The 20,588-nt window shown below is 67.8% G+C and carries 19 protein-coding genes and 1 pseudogene; 13 read left to right on the forward strand and 7 right to left on the reverse strand.

Annotated elements, in window-relative coordinates; genetic code table 11:
* Nucleotides 1-51: 51 nt before the first annotated feature.
* The 3 genes from MKL11_RS18355 to MKL11_RS18365 all read right to left on the reverse strand — a co-directional run bounded on the left by MKL11_RS18355 (nucleotide 52) and on the right by MKL11_RS18365 (nucleotide 1,870).
* The gene (locus tag MKL11_RS18355) at nucleotides 52-306 is read right to left on the reverse strand and encodes a DUF6894 family protein (protein ID WP_243945944.1); all 255 of its coding nucleotides are present in this window, start codon (nucleotides 304-306) and stop codon (nucleotides 52-54) included.
* A 92-nt stretch (nucleotides 307-398) separates the two neighbouring features.
* Entirely contained in the window at nucleotides 399-1,160 is a 762-nt protein-coding gene (locus tag MKL11_RS18360) for a Crp/Fnr family transcriptional regulator (protein WP_243945946.1), read from the reverse strand.
* 461 nt (nucleotides 1,161-1,621) lie between these two features.
* Nucleotides 1,622-1,870 (reverse strand): hypothetical protein, encoded by a 249-nt coding sequence (locus tag MKL11_RS18365; RefSeq protein ID WP_243945949.1) that lies wholly within the window; start codon nucleotides 1,868-1,870, stop codon nucleotides 1,622-1,624.
* Nucleotides 1,871-2,149: 279 nt separating this feature from the next.
* Between MKL11_RS18365 and MKL11_RS18370 the strand changes: the two genes are divergently transcribed.
* From MKL11_RS18370 to MKL11_RS18380, 3 genes are all read left to right on the forward strand, one after another.
* Nucleotides 2,150-2,893, forward strand: a complete 744-nt coding sequence (locus MKL11_RS18370; protein WP_243945951.1) for a Crp/Fnr family transcriptional regulator — start codon at nucleotides 2,150-2,152, stop codon at nucleotides 2,891-2,893.
* Nucleotides 2,890-3,144: a hypothetical protein gene (locus tag MKL11_RS18375; protein ID WP_243945960.1), complete on the forward strand. Its 255-nt coding sequence runs from the start codon at nucleotides 2,890-2,892 to the stop codon at nucleotides 3,142-3,144. The genes MKL11_RS18370 and MKL11_RS18375 overlap by 4 nt, the downstream gene beginning before the upstream one ends.
* Nucleotides 3,145-4,011: 867 nt before the next feature.
* On the forward strand, nucleotides 4,012-4,278 hold the full coding sequence (locus MKL11_RS18380; protein ID WP_243945962.1) for a hypothetical protein: 267 nt from the start codon (nucleotides 4,012-4,014) through the stop codon (nucleotides 4,276-4,278).
* Here the strand turns inward: MKL11_RS18380 and MKL11_RS18385 are convergent.
* Nucleotides 4,242-4,445 (reverse strand): hypothetical protein, encoded by a 204-nt coding sequence (locus tag MKL11_RS18385; protein WP_243945964.1) that lies wholly within the window; start codon nucleotides 4,443-4,445, stop codon nucleotides 4,242-4,244. The genes MKL11_RS18380 and MKL11_RS18385 overlap by 37 nt on opposite strands.
* Nucleotides 4,446-4,580: 135 nt before the next feature.
* Between MKL11_RS18385 and MKL11_RS18390 the strand changes: the two are divergent.
* Nucleotides 4,581-5,099, forward strand: a pseudogene (locus MKL11_RS18390) (integrase core domain-containing protein); the annotation flags it as partial.
* A gap of 347 nt (nucleotides 5,100-5,446) precedes the next feature.
* On the opposite strand, the gene MKL11_RS18395 reads toward MKL11_RS18390, so the two are convergent.
* Nucleotides 5,447-6,007: a L,D-transpeptidase gene (locus tag MKL11_RS18395; protein ID WP_243945966.1), complete on the reverse strand. Its 561-nt coding sequence runs from the start codon at nucleotides 6,005-6,007 to the stop codon at nucleotides 5,447-5,449.
* Nucleotides 6,008-6,176: 169 nt separating this feature from the next.
* On the opposite strand from MKL11_RS18395, the gene MKL11_RS18400 reads away from it, so the two are divergent.
* From MKL11_RS18400 to MKL11_RS18440, 9 genes are all read left to right on the forward strand, one after another.
* Complete coding sequence (locus MKL11_RS18400) at nucleotides 6,177-6,644, forward strand: hypothetical protein (RefSeq protein ID WP_243945968.1); 468 nt, start codon at nucleotides 6,177-6,179, stop codon at nucleotides 6,642-6,644.
* 293 nt (nucleotides 6,645-6,937) lie between these two features.
* A complete protein-coding gene (locus tag MKL11_RS18405) occupies nucleotides 6,938-8,167 on the forward strand; it encodes an efflux RND transporter periplasmic adaptor subunit (protein ID WP_243946131.1) in 1,230 nt (409 codons plus the stop codon).
* Between the two features lie 18 nt (nucleotides 8,168-8,185).
* Nucleotides 8,186-11,362: an efflux RND transporter permease subunit gene (locus MKL11_RS18410; protein WP_243945970.1), complete on the forward strand. Its 3,177-nt coding sequence runs from the start codon at nucleotides 8,186-8,188 to the stop codon at nucleotides 11,360-11,362.
* Nucleotides 11,363-11,798: 436 nt separating this feature from the next.
* On the forward strand, nucleotides 11,799-13,415 hold the full coding sequence (locus MKL11_RS18415) for an ABC transporter substrate-binding protein (RefSeq protein WP_243945972.1): 1,617 nt from the start codon (nucleotides 11,799-11,801) through the stop codon (nucleotides 13,413-13,415).
* 9 nt (nucleotides 13,416-13,424) lie between these two features.
* Entirely contained in the window at nucleotides 13,425-14,405 is a 981-nt protein-coding gene (locus tag MKL11_RS18420; protein ID WP_243945975.1) for an ABC transporter permease, read from the forward strand.
* Nucleotides 14,406-14,415: 10 nt separating this feature from the next.
* Nucleotides 14,416-15,387 (forward strand): ABC transporter permease, encoded by a 972-nt coding sequence (locus MKL11_RS18425; RefSeq protein ID WP_243945977.1) that lies wholly within the window; start codon nucleotides 14,416-14,418, stop codon nucleotides 15,385-15,387.
* The gene (locus MKL11_RS18430) at nucleotides 15,384-16,364 is read left to right on the forward strand and encodes an ABC transporter ATP-binding protein (RefSeq protein ID WP_243945978.1); all 981 of its coding nucleotides are present in this window, start codon (nucleotides 15,384-15,386) and stop codon (nucleotides 16,362-16,364) included. Before MKL11_RS18425 ends, MKL11_RS18430 begins: the two co-directional genes overlap by 4 nt.
* Nucleotides 16,361-17,341, forward strand: coding sequence for an ABC transporter ATP-binding protein (locus tag MKL11_RS18435; protein WP_243945980.1), 981 nt, complete (start codon nucleotides 16,361-16,363; stop codon nucleotides 17,339-17,341). Before MKL11_RS18430 ends, MKL11_RS18435 begins: the two co-directional genes overlap by 4 nt.
* Nucleotides 17,342-17,457: 116 nt before the next feature.
* Nucleotides 17,458-18,201, forward strand: coding sequence for a dienelactone hydrolase family protein (locus MKL11_RS18440; protein ID WP_243945982.1), 744 nt, complete (start codon nucleotides 17,458-17,460; stop codon nucleotides 18,199-18,201).
* A gap of 142 nt (nucleotides 18,202-18,343) precedes the next feature.
* Here MKL11_RS18440 and MKL11_RS18445 read toward each other — a convergent pair whose 3' ends face one another.
* Entirely contained in the window at nucleotides 18,344-18,784 is a 441-nt protein-coding gene (locus tag MKL11_RS18445; protein WP_243945984.1) for an MEKHLA domain-containing protein, read from the reverse strand.
* 80 nt (nucleotides 18,785-18,864) lie between these two features.
* Nucleotides 18,865-20,046, reverse strand: a complete 1,182-nt coding sequence (locus tag MKL11_RS18450) for an SMP-30/gluconolactonase/LRE family protein (protein WP_243945986.1) — start codon at nucleotides 20,044-20,046, stop codon at nucleotides 18,865-18,867.
* Nucleotides 20,047-20,588: the final 542 nt, after the last annotated feature.

Here is a 20,588-nt window from a genome sequence, read left to right on the forward strand (position 1 = left end):
GCAAACTATGATCTATGTTGGAAATTGTTCGCCCCTCGCCGCCTGATCCGATCACGGGCTGATGGCGTGCGGAATATGCCACTCACCGACCAAAGCGAGCGAGGCGGAGTAGACCGCCGTCCCGTTCTCATCGCGCACTCGAACCGAATAGGTGCGACGATCCCGATCCTGGAACTTGTTACGCGCCATTTCTGGGAGGGCATCCAACGCCTCGATGCGCGCGGCGTCGATGCTGGGCAACTCGAAGCCCTCATCGTCCTCATGGCGGAAGTCACCGTCGTCGGTGTCGAAGAAAAAATGGGGCATGAGATATCCGGCCTCATTCAGGCGGGAGCATTCGCATCTCTCAGCCGCTGACGCCCAAATTCTCGATCAGCGATGTGTTTAGTTCTACCTCGTCATGAAGCTGAAATTTGTAGCTTGTGTTGGTGATGATTGAGATTTTTTGTTCGCGGGGTGTGATGCAGGTAGGTTGGGTCGAAGTCGCAGAAGGCTTTCAGCCGAGCGATGTCCAGGATCTCAAGGCGACGTTTCTTGAGGACGATCAGGTCTTCAGACCGCAGGTGCTGCAATGTGCGGTTCACGTGAACCGGCGTCATACCGAGCATGTCGGCGAGGTCGATCTGGGTGAGGGGTAGGGCATACCCGTCCTTCTCCGCCAAGCCGACCACGCTTAGGCGCAGCAGCAGTTCACAAAACAGGTGTGCCATCCGCTCGGCGGCTTCACGCCCTGCCAAGCCGACGAGCCACTCGCGCAGCACCGCCTCATCGACGAGGGTCGCCCACCAGAGAGCATGAGCGATACGGGGATGGTTCTCGGTCAGGTCGCGGATGGTGGAACGCGGGATCTCCACCACGGTGCACGGAGTCAACGTGGCGATCGAATGGTCCATCTCGTCCAGGATGGCCACATGCAGGTCGCAGAAGTCCCCCGGCACCATGAGGGCTGTGATGTGGCGGTGACCCTTCGGCAGGATCTTGTACCGGCAGACGAAGCCAGAGAGGACGAGATGTACGTTCTCGGGCCGATCTCCCTCGGTGGTGAGATCCTGGCGGGCTGGGACCTGTCGGCCACGCACGCTCACGCGCCGCAACGTCTCGTGATCGCCCTCAGTTAGTTCGTCTGCGATGCTGAGCTTGCGGATCAGGGTATCGATCATGGCTCACGACGCGCTCTTCGGCGGTCGTTTCGCCCCGATCCGGACGGCGTATCGCAATCACACAGGATGGACTTCAAGGCCCCGCGCATCGAGAGACTGCGATATGGCCCCGATACTCCATCATATGTTGTATTTCTGGCGGCGCATGAGGTTGGGTACAGTTCCAGACCTTCGGACCACCCTGGGTCCTATCGTGGACGGGCCTGCGGCTCCCCACATACGGGAGATGATCATCTTCAAGCCGAACCCCCACAAGCTGTGGATCACCCCATCCTCAAAGGAGCCGGGCCGGTTCGATTGGTCGGTCACGCGGGACGATATAGTCGTGCGCCAGTCGGCTCGCTCATTCGGCTCGGAGGGAGCGTCAGAGGCGAGCGGCGATGCGGCGTTTCGCGAAATCACGTCGCGTTGGCTGAGCGGACGCTAGCTGCTGTCCGCTCGCGACTGACCGGGCGCGGCGGCTACACCCGCTCCGGCTGCGCGAGCATGATGGCGGCGCGGATGGCAGCCCGCCGAAGCTCTGGGCTTGCCCAGGACTGACCCATCAGCGTTTGGGCGAAGGGGTGGGCTGCAACGGCCGCGGCAGGGTCGATCCGATAAATCTCGCCGAACGAGACCGGACCAGAGGCCGGATCGTCGATGTAGGCGTCCACCACGGCGGTAACATCGTCCTCGACGATGTCGAGGGTGGCGAACAGGTCGAGCGTCATGAGCCGGGTTGCCATGCCGACGCCATAGCGGCTTCACCGAGGCCGTGCTCTGATCGAGGTTAATCGGGTGCGTGCACCCGTGACATAACTGCGAGGTCCGACACCTCAACAGACGGGGGCGACCATGCCGGGCACCGGGATCGCCTAAAATCTTAACTCAGGTTTGATCGCCGCGCTAATTTACCTCCTAGGCTCATGGGATCGTCAGCCGCTCCGGTACAGGTGCTGCCGCCTGGGAGAGCCGTGTGCTTCCGCCTGCGACGCAAGGCGACGGCCACGATGGCTGCAAAGCTCCCCCATGCCCTCTACCCGCTCATCCGCAAGCTGGAGAGCGTCACCCGCCTCTCGGATGCGGAACGACAGGCGATTGAACGTCTGCCCGTCCGGGTGCGGACCCTCACGGCAAGACAGGACATCGTGCGGGACGGCGACCGGGCGACCCAGTGCTGTGTCATCCTGGAAGGCTGGGCCTATCGGTACAAGTTCCTGAGCGAGGGGCGCCGCCAGATCTTCTCGTTCCACATCGCGGGCGACATCCCGGATCTGCAGAGCCTGCACATCCCGCTGATGGATCATACCCTCGGGACGATGACCCAGGCTACGGTGGCGTTCGTCCCACACGAGAGCATGCTCGACCTCACGGCCCGCTTCCCGACCATCGCCGCCGCGCTCTGGCGTGACACGCTGATCGACGCGGCGATCTTCCGGGAGTGGTTGATCGCCATGGGCCGCCGCCCGGCGTTCGAGCACTTGGCGCACCTGTTCTGCGAACTGTACCTGAAACAGGAGGCAGTCGGTCTAGCGAGTGAACACCGCTGTCCCCTGCCGATCACCCAGACCGATCTCGCCGACGCCACCGGCATGACGGCCGTGCACATCAACCGCGTATTGAAGGAGATGCGCGGTCGCGGGCTGATCACGCTGCACCGGCAGACACTGGTGGTGAAGGCGTGGGACGAGCTTATCCGCGCCTCCGAGTTCGACGCGACCTACCTGCACTTGCAGAGGCGAGCGGCGGGATGACCCTGCACCTCCAGCCGGTGCGTGTCGCCACCTGCAGTGAAGACAGCGACGGCCAACTCGTGTTCGTGGACGGGTTCCTCGTGGCGGTGCTGGTGCAACTGTCCGGGCAGCACGGGGCCAACGCGGGCATGTGGTTCCTGGAGGCTGGGTTCGGCCTGACCGCGGTGATGAGCGCGCCCCTGTTCCTCGATGTGGACGCGGCTCAAGACTGGATCGGGCTACACCTCGGCATCAAGAGAATTGGCGCGTAGCATGGTTCGAAACCTGACCTGTTCTCGCAGATCTCACTTGATCGGCGATGGAACCCCCCATCTACGCTGGCAATCAGTGCTTATCGTCGAAGCATGACCCTATTTCACCTCCAATATGTGGTTCATCGTGCAACTGCGAGCGGTATCGCGTTCGGTCGGGAGCAGTTCAGCGCCTGCACAGAGACGGAAGCGGTCATCGAGGCCGCTGGCCGGTTCACTCGGTTGCTTGGGAAACGTTCGGGATCGGCCATCCTCAGAGATGAAGCTGGTCGAGTCGTCTGGACCGAACGGCGCCCTGTCGACTCAGATATCTCCACCGGAGGCTGATCACGATTGGAGAAGGGGGCAATTCTTCCACCTGCCAGCTCCACTATTCCTCTAGGTCGAACTGGATCGACACGACCGGGGACAATCATGCTGAGATGGCTACGTCGGTTTCTTACCGGCTCGGAAGCGGTCGAACAAAGGATCACTGGCGAGCTGCATGCGATGGAGGAGCGCCTATCGCGACGGATATTGGTCGCCGAACAGCGTCTCGCCGAGAACGAGCGGGTGCTCCGGCGCCTTGGCCATCAGGTCTCAAGGATCGAGGGGCGCACATCGGTCTTGAGGCCGGGCGCGCTCGGAGATGTTCTCGATTGCGCCGTGCCACATCGCGACGGGGTTCGGGAGCAGGGTGGGGGCGAGACCGGATGACATCCGGCCGAGCTACGCCACGCGCTGCCGGCAGGCTATGCGGCCAGAAGCGGGGTTGCTTGATCTGGGTTGATAACCTGCTCGGCCCCACCGCGGCGATCGAGGCAACCGCCTCTTTACCTTGGCCACAGCGCGTCGAAACATGTGTGGGGCAGCGTGCGTATCGCGCCCATGAGCAGCGAACGCATCATACCGACCGAGCCGGTTCCCCAGCTCGAGGACACGCTTACCCAGATGCCGCAACCCGAATTCATTGCGGGTTGGAAGGCGCTGGTGGGAGAGCCTCCGGCTACGATGCTCGAAGACCGCTCCGAGATGATCCGGGTCTTGGTGGAGAGCGCCCCGATCGCCCCGCTGGAGGGAGTGGACGTGGCGGTCGAGGGCGATCAAGTGATGCCGGCTCAGTCGCTGCTATTCTCGGCGAAGGCGTCGTCGTAGGCGTCCAGCAGCCAGGCGGGGAGGTTGGTGCCCACATCATCGCCGAGATCGCCGATGGACTTGCCCAACGGCTTCTGGGGGTACTGCGACCGCACTTCGGCTAGCAGCCTGCAAGCCAGCTGATCCAGCGCGTCGCTGGGCAGCACCTGCTCTCGATCAACCAGCATGGTTGCAACCCTCGATGGCGTACCAGCCGGCTCGGCCCCGCCGCCCGATCTGATCACGGGCTGGCGGGGGAGGTCATCTATCTCACCGGCAGGAGCCGATACGCAACGCGGCTCGGGATGCAGGATGCCAGAGTCCGGTTAGCCGATGGACGCAAGATCTGGATGCTCAACGTCGTCGACGAGTTCACGCATGAATGCTTGGCGATCCGGGTCGCCCGCAAGCTCAAGGCGGTCGATGTGATCGACGTGCTCTCGGATCTGTTCATCCTGCGTGGCGTGCCGGGCCATATCCGTTCGGATAACGGCCCGGAGTTCGTCGCGAAGGCTGTTCAAGCTTGGATCACCGGCGTCGGAGCCAAGACGGCTTACATCACTCCGGGCTCACCGTGGGAGAATGACTACGTCGAAAGCTTCAACGCGCGCCTTCGCGACGAACTGCTCAACGGTGAGATCTTCTACACACTCAAGGAGGCGCAGATCGTGATCGAACGCTGGAGACGTCACTACAACACCGTACGCCCGCACGCCTCACCGGGATACCGGCCGCCGGCACCAGAAGTGTTCATGCCAGCCTTCACCGCTTGGCCGGCTGCGCTCGCCCGACCAGCTCCGCCGGCCAAGCTACCCGTGGTGGAGCGGCCTACCGCGCACTAACTTTAACCTTGGACCACCCTGTGGGGGCCGATCATAACTCGGTCCCCCGCAGAAACCCGGCCGGTCCATATCAACTCATCCGGAAACCAACGTCCAGGTACGTAAGACACGCAAGTAGGCTCCGATACCATAACCCTCGAACGCCTCGACGCTGGCCCGGTCGTAGAAGGCCGCATGACAGTCGCGCTTGTCCGGCGCGGGCTCAATGCCTCGGGCGCCGAGAAACCCGCTCACGCATGCGGGGTCGGAACGCGGTGATCGGGCTGGCCTGGACGCACGCCGATAAACTTCGCGCGGCCAAGCCGACACACCACCCGCTCCTGCCGACTAACGTCCCGCTCGCGGACTCAGTCCCGCACCACCACCTTGGTACCGACCCGGACCCGATCGTAGAGGTCGACCACGTCCTTGTTGGTCATGCGGATGCAGCCCGAGGAGACCGCCGCGCCCATCGTGTCGGGCTCGTTCGAGCCGTGGATCCGGTAGAGCGACGAGCCGAGATAGAGGGCGCGGGCGCCGAGCGGGTTGTCCTGGCCGCCGGCCATGTAGCGCGGCAGGTCCGGGCGGCGGGCCAGCATCTGCTGCGGCGGACGCCAGGCCGGCCATTCCTTCTTCATCGTCACGGTCTTGGTGCCGGACCAGGAAAAGCCCTGCCGGCCGACGCCGACGCCGTAGCGGATCGCCTCGCTGTTCCCGAGGATGTAGTAGAGCCGGCGCTGGCTGGTGGAGATCACGATCGTGCCGGGCTTCTCGGTGCTGTTCCAGCCGATCGTCTCGCGCGGGATCGCCTGGCTGCGGAAGACGTTCAGGAAATCCGCGAGCGGCCCGCTGTCCAGCGGGCTGGCGGAAGCGGGCGCGCTTCCCAGCAGGGCGGCTGCGAGCCCCAGCATCGCGATCCGTCTCGACATGGTCTTCTATCCTCTCGTGCCGATGGCGTCGGTCATCGCGGGTAGGCCGCGATCCTCAGGGGAACCGGCCCGGACTTCGCGGCAAGGTTGAGGCCGGCGGGACGGGCAGAGCGAATCCGGTGCGCCCTGTGGGGTCCAGGCAACACCGAAAACAGGCGCGACGCCGTGGGTGATTGCGCCAGGGGACGGCCATGCTTATCTCGACGTCGTGATCCGATCCGCCGCCCTTCTGGCCCGCCGCGTCGCCGGCCCGCCGGACCGCCTCGTCCGGAGCCTCGCCGTGCTGGCGATGCTCGTGGTCGCGGCGGCGGCGCTGATGGCCGCGCCCCGACCGGCCCGGGCCGCACCCGCTGCGGGTCCGGCCTGTTCGGTGACGAGCCAGGCCGTGGCCGTCCTGTCGGATGCGCGCCAGTTGGATGCGCGCAACACCGCCCCCGAGGCCCGACGGTCGCTGTTCGACGGCACCGACCTGTGCCCGGCCGATCTCGAGATCGTGGGCGACCTGGGCCTGCCCCGGCCGCCGGTCGAGGCGCAGCGGCCCCGTCACGCCGCCGCCGCAACCTACGGCTATCAGACGGCTGCCGCGCCGGCCTCCGGGCCGGACGAGGCCCTGCACCGGCCACCCCGGGCGGCCTGATCCGCGCCGCCGGATCCGTCCGGCCGGGCGCCCCGATCTCCGCCGCATAGGCGCAAGAGCCTCGTCCGCGACCCGTTTCCAGGACAAGCCCCTCAAGTCTCGATCGCGCATCCTTTCGTTTCCGAAAGCCGGAAGACCCCCTTTCGGGACGATGCGCGGTCCGCTTCGACGACGCGCGGCCCTCGGCGCCGCGCCAGCCTCTGCAGACGCATGTTTTTCCAGGAGCGTTGGAACCCGTGACCCGCACTTCGTCCGCCCCAACCCCGTCCCCCGCCCGGCGCCGCGCGCGCCTCCTGGGGGCGGCCGCCCTGCTGGCCCTGGCGCTCGGCGCCTGCAACCCGAAGCAGGCGGCCGCGCCGACGCCGCCGGTGCCGGAGGTGGGCTTCGTCACGGTGACGCCGCAGGCGATCCCCTACCTGCGCGACCTGCCCGGCCGGGTCGCGCCGATGCGCATCGCCGAGGTCCGCTCGCGGGTCTCTGGGCTGGTGGTCAAGCGGCTGTTCGAGCAGGGCAGCCAAGTCAAGGAAGGCGACATCCTCTACAAGATCGACCCGGCCCCCTTCGAGGTCGATCTGGCGAGTGCGGAGGCCGTGCTGGCGCGCCACGAGGCCGCCCTGGTGCTCGCCCGCCAGCAGGCCGACCGGCTCGAGCAGCTGCTGACCCGGGCCACCGCCAGCCAGGCGCAGTACGATGCCGCCTTCGCGGGCAAGAAGCAGGCGGAGGCCGAGGTCGCCGGCGCCAAGGCGGCGCGGGACCGGGCGCAGCTCAACCTCGGCTGGACCGACGTGCGCGCGCCGATCACCGGCCGCATCGGCCGGGCGCTGCTCACCGAGGGCACCCTGATCGAGCCGGGCTCCACGGGCGCGCTCGCCACGATCCAGCAGCTCGATCCGATCTATGTCGACATCACCCAGTCGGTGGGCGAATTGAACCGCCTGCGCCGGGATCTCGCCAGCGGCGAGCTCGCCCGGCTGGAGGACAACACCGCCAACGTCCACCTGATCATGGACGACAACTCGCTCTATCCGCTGGCCGGCCGGCTGCTGTTCTCGGACGTCACCGCCGATCCGAGCACCGGCCAGGTGACCCTGCGGGTGCAGTTCCCCAACCCGCACGACGAGCTGTTCCCCGGCATGTACGTCCGGGCCCGGATCAAGCAGGGCATCGATTCCGACGCGATCGCGGTGCCCCAGCAGGCGATCCAGCGCACCGAGGACGGTCGCGCGGAGGTCTGGCTGGTGCGGGCCGACGACACGGTGATGCGCCAGCCCGTCGAGGTCGGGCCGGTGGTCGGCCAGAACTGGCTGATCCGCGACGGGCTCAAGGGCGGCGAGAAGGTCGTGATCGACGGCGTCCAGAAGATCACCGTGGGCGCCACGGTGAAGCCCGTGGACCAGACCCCCGCCCACGGCGAGGCCGGCCCGAAGCACGATGCCGACGAGGCCCCCGACGCGCCCGGCGGCCAGAAGCCCGGCGACAAGGCGCAGGCCCCGCCCCGCGCCGCCGCCGCGCAGCGCCACTGAGCCCGGGAGGCCCCGACCATGGCACGCTTCTTCATCGACCGCCCGGTCTTCGCCTGGGTGGTGGCCCTGTTCATCTGCCTGGGCGGCGCGCTCGCCATCCCGAACCTGCCGATCGCGCAGTACCCGGTGATCGCCCCGCCGCAGATCGCCCTGTCCACGGCCTATCCCGGCGCCTCGGTGGACAGCCTCTATGTCGGCACGACCCGGCTCATCGAGGATGAGCTGAACGGCGCGGCCAACATCATGAACTTCGAGTCGACCACCGACTCGTTCGGCTCGGTCAACATCACCGCGACCTTCCTGCCCGGCACCGACCCGGCGCTCGCCTCGGTCGAGGTGCAGAACCGGCTCAAGCGCGTGGAGGCGCGCCTGCCCGCGGAGGTGCGCCAGCAGGGAATTCTGGTCGAGGAGGCCTCGGCCGCGACCCTCAACATCATCACCCTGATCTCCAAGGACGGGTCGATGGACGAGGTGGGCCTCGGCGACTTCCTGATCCGCAACGTCATCAACGAGATCCGGCGCATCCCCGGGGTCGGGCGCGCGACGCTCTACTCCACCGAGCGCTCGCTGCGGGTCTGGGTCGATCCGGACCGCTTGCGCGGCCTGTCGCTCAGCGCCGAGGACGTCACGCAGGCGATCCGCAACCAGAACATCCAGGTCGCCTCCGGCTCGGTCGGCGCCCAGCCGAGCCCCACCAAGCAGGCGGTCACCGTGCCGATCATCGTGAAGGGCCAGCTCGGCACCATCGAGGAGTTCGGCGCCATCGTGCTGCGGGCCAATTCCGACGGCTCGAACGTGCGCCTGCGCGACGTCGCCCGGATCGAGCTCGGCGGCGACGCCTACCAGTTCTCCACGCGGCTGAACGGCGGCCCGGCCGCCGGCATCTCGGTGACGCTCGCCCCCGACGGCAACGCCCTGGAGACCGCCAAGGCCATCCGCGCCAAGATGGTGGAGCTGTCGCAGTTCTTCCCGCCGGACCTGAAGTGGGACATCCCCTACGACATCACCCCGGCGGTCGAGGCCTCGATCGAGAAGGTTCTGCACACCCTGGTCGAGGCGGTGGTACTGGTCTTCCTGGTGATGTTCCTGTTCCTGCAGAACATCCGCTACACCCTGATCCCGACCATCGTCGTGCCGATCGCCCTGATGGGTACGGTCACGGTGATGTGGATCTCCGGCTTCTCGGTGAACGTCCTCACCATGTTCGGCATGGTGCTGGCCATCGGCATCCTGGTCGACGACGCCATCGTGGTGGTGGAGAACGTCGAGCGGATCATGAACGCGGAGGGCCTGCCGCCCAAGGAGGCCACCAAGAAGGCCATGGAGCAGATCACCGGGGCGATCATCGGCATCACCCTGGTGCTGATGGCGGTGTTCATCCCGATGGCGTTCTTCCCCGGCTCGGTGGGCATCATCTACCGGCAGTTCTCGATCGCCATGGTGACCTCCATCGCGTTCTCGGCGCTGCTCGCCCTGTCGCTGACCCCGGCGCTCTGCGCGACCTTCCTGAAGCCGGTGGCCAAGGGCCACGGCCACGCCAAGAAAGGCCCCTTGGGCGGCGTGTTCGGGATGTTCAACCGCTTCGTCGACCGCGAGACCGCCCGCTACGGACGCGGCGTCGCGGGGCTCATCCGCAAGTCCGGCCGGGTGATGCTGGTCTACCTCGCCCTGGTGGCGGGCACGGCCTACGCCTTCGTCAACCTGCCGGAGGGTTTTCTGCCGGTCGAGGACCAGGGCTTCTTCACGGTCGACATCCAGACGCCGCCGGGCGCCTCCTACAACCGCACCCAGGAGGCCAACCGCAAGGTCGAGGCGTATCTGCTGGCGCAGCCCGGCGTCGCCACCGTGACGATGCTCAACGGCTTCTCGTTCTCCGGCCAGGCCCCGAGCACCAGCCAGGCCTTCGTAACCCTCAAGCCCTGGAGCGAGCGCGACGCCAAGAACTCGGCCGCCGCCCTGGTGGCCGGCACCAACGCGGCGCTCAGCACCTACCGCGACGCCACCGTGGACGCCCAGGAGCCGCCGCCGGTGGACAACCTCGGCAACGCCGCCGGCTTCTCGTTCCGCCTCCAGGACCGGGCGAACCGCGGCTATGCGGCCCTGCTCTCGGCCCAGGACCAGCTGCTCAAGCTCGCGCAAGCCAGCCCGATCCTGCAGAAGGTGAAGATCGAGGGCCTGCCGCCGACCCCGCAGGCGGAACTGGTGATCGACCGCGAGAAGGCGGCGGCGCTCGGCGTCAAGTTCGAGGACATCAACGCCACGATCCAGCTCAACCTCGGCTCGGTCTACACCAACGATTTCCCCAACCGGGGCAAGATGCAGCGCGTCTACGTGCAGGCCGAGCAGCTGCAGCGCATGAACGCCTCGGACATCCTCAACTACGCGGTGAAGAACGCCTCCGGCACGATGGTGCCGATGTCGTCCTTCGCGGAACTGAAATGGGGCATGGGGCCGAGCCAGATCGTCGGCTTCAACGGCTACCAGTCGGTGCGCATCACCGGCGAGCCGAATCCCGGCTACACCTCGGGCGACGCGATCAACGAGATGGAGCGGCTGATGCTCCAGCTGCCCAAAGGGTTCGGCTATGCCTGGACCGGGCAGTCGTTCCAGGAGAAGCAGGCCGGCAGCCAGGCGACCCTGCTGCTGGCGCTCTCGGTGCTGATCGTGTTCCTGTGCCTGGCCGCGCTCTACGAGAGCTGGGCGATCCCGGTCTCGGTGCTGCTGGTGATCCCGCTCGGCGTGATCGGCGCGGTGGCGGCCGTGTATCTGCGCGGCATGCCCAACGACGTGTACTTCAAGATCGGGCTGATCACGATCATCGGCCTCTCGGCCAAGAACGCGATCCTGATCGTGGAGTTCGCGAAGGATCTCTGGAAGCCTGGGACCTCGGTGGTGCGGGCCGCGATCGATGCGGCGGCGCTCCGGTTCCGGCCGATCGTGATGACCTCGCTGGCCTTCATCTTCGGCGTGGTGCCGCTGGCCATCGCCACGGGCGCCGCCTCGAAGAGCCAGCAGGCGATCGGCACCGGCGTGATGGGCGGCATGATCACCGCGACCGTGCTGGCGGTGTTCTTCGTGCCGGTCTTCTTCGTCATGGTGATGCGCCTGTTCCGGCGCAAGGCCGTGGCGGAGGGCGAGCGGGAGGGGGCGGGCGAGGCGGCCGACCGCCGGCCTCACGCGGCGGCGGCCGAGTAGGGGCGCGAGCAAGCGCCTGGACCGCGACGCCTTTTCCCTCCCCCCTCTGCGGGCCATCGGATTCGCACATCGCCGGATGGGGCGCGGGTCCCCTCTCCCGTGCGGGAGAGGGATAGGGTCAGGGGTCAGGTTTTTCCGGATAGGGCGCGTCCCTCACCCCAGCCCTCTCCCGCACGGGAGAGGGGGCGCGTCGCGGCCTGAACACGCGGACGCGTGAACATCGGAGCCTCCGCGGGGGAGGGAGGGCGCGTGCCATCCGACGTGCGATCCGTGAACACCGCACCCTGTCAGCCCCGTATTTTGCATACGGATGGTCCGAACCTTGCTGTGGGTGTGTGGCCGACGCGGTTTGCCCGCGCGCGTCACTCGGCCTAGGCTCAACCCCTGCGCTGGTGATGGTGGCCTGCCATCAACTTCCACGGTTCCGGAGATCCGCTTGTCCCGTTCGACCCTGAAGATCCTCGCCCGCGGCGTGGCCGCGGGTGCGGTCGCGACCGTCGCGCTGGCGGCTTTGCCCGCGCAGGCCGCCAACGTCTTCCGCTTCGCGTTCCAGGGTGATCTCAAGTCCCTCGATCCGTACTCCCTCAAGGAGAGCTTCACCGAGGGCATGCAGCAGGCGGCCTACGAGTCGCTCGTCACCCTCGACAAGAACCTGAAATTCGCCCCCGGCCTCGCCGAATCCTGGGAGACACCGGAGCCGACCCGCTGGCGGTTCCACCTGCGCAAGAACGTTAAGTTCCACGACGGCACGCCGTTTACCGCCGATGACGTGATCTTCTCCGCCCAGCGCGTCCGGGCCTCGGGCTCGAACTTCACCACCAACGTCCCGGCCGACGCCGACTTCGTGAAGGTCGACGATTACACCGTCGACATGGTGCTGAAGAAGCCGAACCCCATCGCCATCGCCCAGTTCCCGACCTGGCTGATCATGTCGAAGGCGTGGGCCGAGAAGAACGGCGCCGCCCAGCCGACCCCGCCGAACGCCACCAGCCCGAGCTACGCCACCCTGCACGAGAACGGCACCGGCCCGTTCGTGGTCGCCGAGCACCAGCCCGGCGTGAAGACCGTGTTCAAGAAGTTCGACGGCTATTGGGGCAAGGTCGAGTCGAACCTCGACGAGGCGGTGCTGACCACCATCGCCAACCCGGCGACCCGCGTCGCCGCGCTCCTGTCCGGCGAGGTCGACTGGATCGATCCCGTTCCGCTCCAGGACCAGAGCCGCGTGAACGCCAGCGGCACCGCCATCGTGATGGCCGGCCCCGAGCTCCGCACGATCTTCCTTGGCATGGACCAGGATCGGGACGAGCTGAAGGATTCGAGCGTCAAAGGCAAGAACCCGTTCAAGGACATCAAGGTCCGCGAGGCGTTCTACCTCGCCATCGACGAGGACACGATCGCCAAGCGGGTGATGCGCGGGCAGGCCGTGCCCTCCGCCCTGATGATCGCCCCGAGCCTCTACGACCGCGGGGCCGAGTTCAAGCGCCCGGCCACCGATCTCAAGAAGGCCAAGGAACTGATGGCCGAGGCCGGCTACCCGGACGGGTTCGCGCTCACCATGGATTGCCCCAACGACCGCTACGTCAACGACGAGGCGATCTGCCAGGCGGTGGTCTCGATGCTCGCCCGCATCAACGTCAAGGTGAACCTGAACGCCCAGCCCAAGGCCAAGTACTTCGCCAAGGTTCTGGCGCCGGCCTACGACACCTCGTTCTACCTGCTCGGCTGGACGCCCTCGTCCCTCGACAGCCACAACATCCTCTACGAGATCGTCGGCTGCCGGAAGCCCGGCGACAAGTCGGGCCGCGGCAGCTGGAACCTGGCGGGCTATTGCGACCCGAAGATCGACGCCATCGCCGACAAGGTCGAAGCCGAGACCAACAAGTCGAAGCGCGACGCGCTGATCAAGGACGGCTTCGACGTCCTGAACGCCGACTGGAGCTACATCCCGCTGCACCAGCAGGCGCTGGCCTGGGGCGTCTCGAAGAAGGTCCACCTGACCCAGCGCGCCGACAACCTGCTCCTGCTCTACTGGGTCTCGAAGGACCCCCAGTAGGGGCCGGGCGTGCTTGCCTTCCTGCTGCGCCGGGTGATGCAGGCGGCCGCGGTGCTCGCGGTCGTCGGGCTGATCGCGTTCTCGATGTTCCGGTTCGCGGGCGACCCCGTGAACCAGATCGTCGGGCCCGACACGCCCGCCTCCGAGCGGGCCGAGATCCGCAGGAGCCTCGGCCTGGACGATCCGGTGCTGGTCCAGTTCGCCCGTTATGCCGGCGACGTGGTGCGGGGCCGGCTCGGGATCTCGTACCAGTTCCGCCAGCCGGTCTCGCAGCTGCTGGCCGAGCGCATGCCGGCGACCCTGGAGCTCGCCTTCTGCGCCACGGTGTTCGCCCTGGTGGTCGGCGTCCTGATGGGGGTCTACTGCGCGCTGCGCCGAGAGTCCTGGCTCGCCGGCCTGTTCCAGGCGGTCTCGCTCATCGGCATCAGCCTGCCGACGTTTCTGATCGGCATCCTGCTGATCTACCTGTTCTCGGTGACGCTCGGCTGGCTGCCCTCCTACGGGCGCGGCGACACGGTGCGGCTCGGCTGGTGGACCACCGGCTTCCTCACCTGGTCCGGCCTGAAGGCGCTGATCCTGCCCTCGATCACGCTCGGCCTGTTCCAGATGACGCTGATCATGCGGCTGGTGCGCGCCGAGATGCTGGAGGTGCTGCGCACCGACTACATCCGCTTCGCCCGGGCGCGGGGCCTCTCCACCCGGGCCGTGAACCTGCGCCACGCCCTCAAGAACACCCTCGTGCCGGTGATCACCATCGCGGGGCTCCAACTCGGCTCGGTCATCGCCTTCTCGATCATCACCGAGACGGTGTTCCAGTGGCCGGGCATGGGCCTGCTGTTCGTCCAGGCCGTGCAGAACGTCGATATCCCGATCATGTCCGCCTACCTGCTGCTCGTCGCGCTGATCTTCGTGACCATCAACCTCGTGGTCGACATCCTCTACACCGTGGTCGATCCGCGCCTGCGGCTCTCGTCCGCCCGGACTGCGTGAGGGCGCCCTGATGAGCGGATACGACCTCGACGCGGGCGACGCCCCGCCAGTCCCGCTGCCGGAGGTCGCGCCCTCGCGCATCGCGCGCTGGCGCGATTCCGACCTGCTGGCGAGTTTCCTGGGCTCGAAGACCGCGATGGCGGCGCTTCTGGCCACCGTCTTGATGGTCGGGCTCGCGGTCGCCGCGCCCCTGGTCTCGCCCCAGAACCCCTACGACCCGGCCCAGCTCGACCTGATCAACTCCAACCTGCCGCCGATCTGGCAGGCGGACGGGCAGGCGCCGTTCTACCTCGGGACCGACGACCAGGGCCGGGACGTGCTCTCGGCGGTGCTGTACGGCCTGCGCCTGTCGCTGATCGTCGGGGTGCTCGGGGTGATCACCTCGGGGGTGCTCGGCATCGCGCTGGGGTTGGTTGCCGGCTACGCGGGCGGTGCCCTCGACACGCTGATCATGCGGATCGCCGACGTGCAGCTCACCTTCCCGGCGATCCTGATCGCCCTGGTGGTGGACGGCGTCGCCCGGGCGAGCTTCGGCGGCGCCCTCGATGTCGGGCCGTTGATCGGGCTGATCGTGATCTCGATCGGCCTGTCCTTCTGGGTGCAGTACGCCCGCACCGTGCGCTCCTCCGTGATGGTCGAGAAGGGCAAGGACTACGTCCAGGCCGCCCGGCTGATCGGCCTGACGCCCCCGGTGATCCTGGTGCGCCACGTGCTGCCCAACGTCACCGGCCCGGTCTTCGTCATCGCCACGATCAACCTGGCGCTGGCGATCATCACCGAGGCGACCCTGTCGTTCCTCGGCACCGGCCTGCCCGAGACCATGCCGTCGCTCGGCACCCTGATCCGCACCGGCAACCGGTTCCTGTTCTCCGGCGAGTGGTGGATCGTCGCCTTCCCGGGCCTGGCACTGGCCGGGCTCGTCATCGCCATCAACCTCCTGGGGGATTGGCTGCGCGACGCCCTCAATCCGAAGCTGCAATGACCGAAACCATCCTCTCCGTGCGCGACCTCACGGTCACGTTCGACACCCGCCGCGGGCCGCTCACCGCCATCGACCGGGTGTCCTTCGACATCCACCGCGGCGAGATCCTGGGCGTCGTCGGCGAGTCCGGGGCCGGCAAGTCGGTCACCGGCTCGGCGGTGATCGGGCTGATCGACCGCCCCGGCCGGATCAGCGGCGGCGAAATCTCCCTGCGCGGCGAGCGGATCGACACCCTGTCCCCCGAGGCGATGCGGCGGGTGCGGGGCCGCCGGATCGGCATGATCTTCCAGGATCCGCTGACCTCCCTCGATCCGCTGTTCCGGGTCGGCGACCAGATCGTCGAGACCCTGCGCGCCCATACCGAGCTCTCGGCCAAAGCGGCCCGCACCCGGGCGATCGACCTGCTCGCCGAGGTCGGCATCCCGGCCCCCGAGCGGCGGATCGACGGCTATCCGCACGAATTCTCCGGCGGCATGCGCCAGCGGGTGGTGATCGCGCTGGCGCTCGCCGCCGAGCCGGAGCTGATCATCGCCGACGAGCCGACCACGGCGCTGGACGTCTCGGTCCAGGCCCAGATCATCACCCTGCTCAAGCGCCTGTGCCGCGAGCACGGGACCGCGGTGATGCTGGTGACCCACGACATGGGTGTGATCGCCGAGGCCGCCGACCGGGTCGCCGTGATGTATGCCGGGCGGGTCGCCGAGATCGGCCCGGTCGCCGCCGTGATCGCCAAGCCGCACCACCCCTACGCGGTCGGCCTGATGGGCGCGATCCCGACCCTGTCGCAGGAGGCCGACCGCCTCAGCCAGATCCCCGGCTCGATGCCCCGGCTCACCGCCATCCCGAAGGGCTGCGCCTTCAACCCGCGCTGCCCGAAGGTTTTTTCGCGATGCCGCGTCGAGCGGCCCGAGCCGATTCTAGTGGGCGCCAGCCGGGTCGCCTGCCACCTCTACGATGTGACGGAGAAGGCGGCGTGAGCGCCTATGTCGAGGTCACCGACCTGCGCCGCCGCTTCGACGTCTCGAAACCCTGGCTCAACCGGGTGATCGAGCGCGAGCCGCGAAAATTCCTCACGGCGGTGGACCGGGTCGGCTTCACCATCGCCAAGGGCGAGACCTTCGCGATCGTCGGCGAATCCGGCTCCGGCAAGTCGACGGTCGCCCGGATGGTCGTCGGCCTGCTGCCGCCCTCGGCTGGCGAGGTCCGGATCACCGGCATCTCGATGACCGATCCCCGGGAGGCGGCGGCCCGGCGGCGCCTGCGCTCGCGGATCCAGATGATCTTCCAGGATCCCTACGCCTCAATGAACCCGCGCTGGCGCGTGGGCAAGATCATCGCGGAGCCGATCCGGGCGTTCAACCTGATCCAGGGGGAGGGGGCGATCCGCGCCCGGGTCGGCGAGCTTTTGGGGCTCGTCGGCCTCCACCCGGACGATTCCAAAAAATACCCGCACGAGTTCTCCGGCGGCCAGCGCCAGCGGGTCGCCATCGCCCGGGCGCTGGCCAGCCAGGCCGAGTTCCTGGTGGGCGACGAGCCGACCTCGGCGCTGGACGTCTCGGTGCAGGCGCAGATCCTCAACCTGATGCGCGACCTGCAGGACCGGCTGGGCCTGACCTACCTGTTCATCTCCCACAACCTCGCCGTGGTCCGCCACATGGCGACCCGGGTGGGGGTGATGTATCTCGGCCGCCTCGTCGAGGTCGCGGCCGCCCGCGACCTGTTCGCGGCGCCCCGCCACCCCTACACGCGGATGCTGCTCGACGCGGTGCCCGACCTCGCCCATGTCGGCCGCGCCCGGGTGCCGGTCTCCGGCGAGATCCCGAACCCGATCGACCCGCCCCCCGGCTGCACCTTCAACCCGCGTTGCCCGCTGGCGAACGATCGCTGCCGCAGCGAGGTGCCGGCCCTGCTGGACGGCGTCGCCTGCCACGCGGTGCAGGAGGGGCGCGCCTGAGGGGACCGGTGCGGGCCGAATCGGATGCGCACGCATCGGGTGGTTTGCGGTCGGTTCGCGGACGGTCGTAAGGGGGTCGAAGCGGACATCACAGTTATCCGGCCGAGGAGCATCCCATGCCGAACGAGCAAGTCACGATCCGGACGCGCGACGGCGATTGCCCTTTACACGTGGTGATCCCCGCCGGCGGCGGACCGTGGCCCGCGGTGATCGTCTACATGGACGCCGGTGGTATCCGGCCGGCGATGCTCGACATGGCACAGCAGCTCGCGGAGGCCGGCTACATCGTCCTGCTGCCGGATCTGTTCTACCGCTATGGCCCCTACGGACCGTTCGTGCCCAAGGAGGTGTTCGCGGGCGACTTTCGCGCAGTCCTTGGGCCGCTGATGGCCACAACCAACCCCATCAAGGCCGCTGAGGATGCGGAGGCGCTGCTCGCTTACCTCGACACGCGCGACGACGTCAGAGGTCGCAAGGTCGGGGTGGTGGGCTTCTGCATGGGGGGCGGCATGGCCCTGGCCACAGCGGGAACCTACCCCGACCGGTTCGCGGCGGCCGCAAGCTTTCACGGGGGCAATCTCGCGACCGATGCGCCGACGAGCCCCCACCTGTTCGCACCGAAGCTGAAGGCGGAGGTCTACATCGGCGCGGCGGAGAACGACGGCAGCTACCCGCCTGCGATGGCCGAGCGGCTGCAGAGATCTCTGACGGAGGCCGGCATACGCTATACGACACACACATATCCGGCCGCGCACGGTTGGATGATGCCGGACTTTCCGGTCTACGATCACGCCGCCGCCGAGCGTGGCTGGGGCGAAATGCGCGCGCTCTTCGGTCGGACCCTGCAGGGCGGCGCGTGATGCTGTGCGGCACCGATCGAGCGTCCGCTCACGGGCAGGCCGCGAGATAGCCTGACCGGCGAGGCCGGGTCGCAAGCGGCTGGGGGCACCGCCGAAGGTCATCCCCCTGCTCGTGCGTGAGAGGACGCGTCCAGTCCCCCCCTCACGCGTCGCGCCACTCCGAAAACGTCGCCGCCTGGCCCACCGGCACGCCGTCGCGGTCGAGCTGCCAGACCACCGCCTGCTCGATCCAGAAGCGCCGGCCGCCGTTGGCGATCCGCAGGCCCCGGTAGCCGCGGGTGAAGCCGTCCCGGGCGACGGCGTCGAGGAGGCGCTGCCGCTCGGCGCGCTCGGGCGCCTCGGCCGAGAGCCGCGACGGCAGGCCGACCAGCGCGTCCCGGTCGTAGCCGAAGCAGGCCTGCGCGGTCCGGTTGGCGTAGACGAAGCGCGGGTCCGCGCCGCCATCATGGGCCAGCACCGCGAACGGCGCCCTCTCGTAGAGCCAGGCCGCATCCGCCCCCTCCGGCACCAGCGCCGCGCCGAGGCGCCGCCGGTAGCTGCCGGTGAGGACGGCGAAGAAGTCGGGATCGTGCGAGAGGTCCATCACGGCGGTCCGGAATCGGCTGCACAGGCGGACCAGCCCATAGCCGATGCCGTCCCGATCACGCGGTGCCGAATCCCACCCTACAGCACCGGATCCGCGTCGATGCGCATGCGCAGGATCGCGTAGGGTGGCTGCTGCAGGTCCTGGCCGCGGTTGTATTCCGGTCGGCGGTTGACCTGGGCGCTCGAGATGTAGAGCCATCGGTCGGGCGTGATCCAGAACGTGTCGGCCCAGATCAGGCGCGGGTCGGCGGCGAGCACCTCCACGGTGCCGTCCGGCAGACGCCGGCCGACGGCGTTGAGCTCCTGCAGGCTGAGATAGACCCGGTCCTGCGAATCCGTGGTCAGGCCGCCGGTCATGCCCTTCTCGCCGAGATCCTGGACCTTGGCGGCGAGCGCCGCGTCGGTGATCGCGGGGTCGAGGAGCGCCGCGGTCTCCACCGCGTAGAGGCGCCGGCTCATCAGCGGCGCGTAGTACAGGCGGCTGCCGTCCGGGCTGAGCGCGATGCCGTTGGCGCCGCCCTTGGGGCTTTTCGCCGGGGCGTCCCCCTTCTGCTCCATCACCGGCCGCAGCTCCACGACCTTGACCACCCCCTCCTGCGTGGCCGTGCTGGGATGGTCGGCAAGGCGCCGCGTCACCCGTCCGCTGGCGAGGTCGACGGCCAGGATCGCGCCCTGGCCGCCCTGGCCCTGGTCGGTGATGTAGGCGAGCGCCCGGCCGTCGCGGACGTCGACCCGCAAGTCGTTCAAGGAGGAATCGGCCACCACGCCGGCATCGAGCGGGATCACCCGGCGGATCCGGTCCCGGGTGAGGTCGATCTCCACGAGCTTGGCGCCCCCCGGCACCGGCTTGCCCTTGCCCTCGGGCAGGCCGGAATCGAGGATCCAGAACGCGTCGTTGCGGTCGAACACCCCGTTGGGCACGTGGAACAGGGTCGCCTGCGGGTCCTTCGGGTCCGGATTGTTGGTCCGGGCGTCCGGGTAGGGCTTCACCGAGCCGTCGGGCAGCACCTCGCCGAGCGTCACCGGCTCCGAGCCGGTGAAGCGCGGCATCATCACGAACATCCGGCCGCCCCGGGCGATCGCCAGGCCGGTGGGCGTGGACGGGGCATCGGCGGCCATCGCCAGTTCCAGCACCCCGGCGGGGCGGCTGGTGGGGGGCTCGCGGCCCGGTGGCGTTCCGTGTGACGATCCGGCCCGGGCCGGTCCGGCCGCGAGGGCGACGAGGCCCGATCCGATCAGGCGGCGGCGGTCGAGGGGCATGCGGTTCCTGGGACGGGATGGCGAGTCGGCGCCGCGTGGCCGGCGGACCCAGCGGCCGCGCGACCCGCGGGATCGGGCATGCCGGCCCAACGCGCCGCGGGGGCGGGCGATCCCGCCCCGGACCGAGCCGCGGCGCTGGGGTCCGGCGCTCGGATCACATGACTTTTCCCGGGGCTCGAAACGGAGCCGGCCGGATCTGATCCCGCGTATTGGCGGCCGAAAACCATCGATGTGCTCTATATCCGTTTCAACGCCGGCATTTGATAAGAATTTTTCAGACAAATATATCGCAATTATAGATAAATAATACGGCGTTGTTTATTGATAAAACCGTTGACAGTCATGTTTACGGCGCGCTAAAACGGATTCAGTGACAGTAATAGCATCAATCGGATGGCGAAATTTCGATTGCACGACAGAAGACGATCCATGTAAGGCAGGGGTTTCCGACCGCGGATTGGCGCCGGAAAGCGTTGGCTTTGCTTCGGACGGCTGGGATCATGTCCGGATAAACCAACGGCCGGCCTCCGGTGTTCATGATC

Source organism: Methylobacterium sp. J-077 (assembly GCF_022829365.1).
GTDB lineage: Bacteria > Pseudomonadota > Alphaproteobacteria > Rhizobiales > Beijerinckiaceae > Methylobacterium.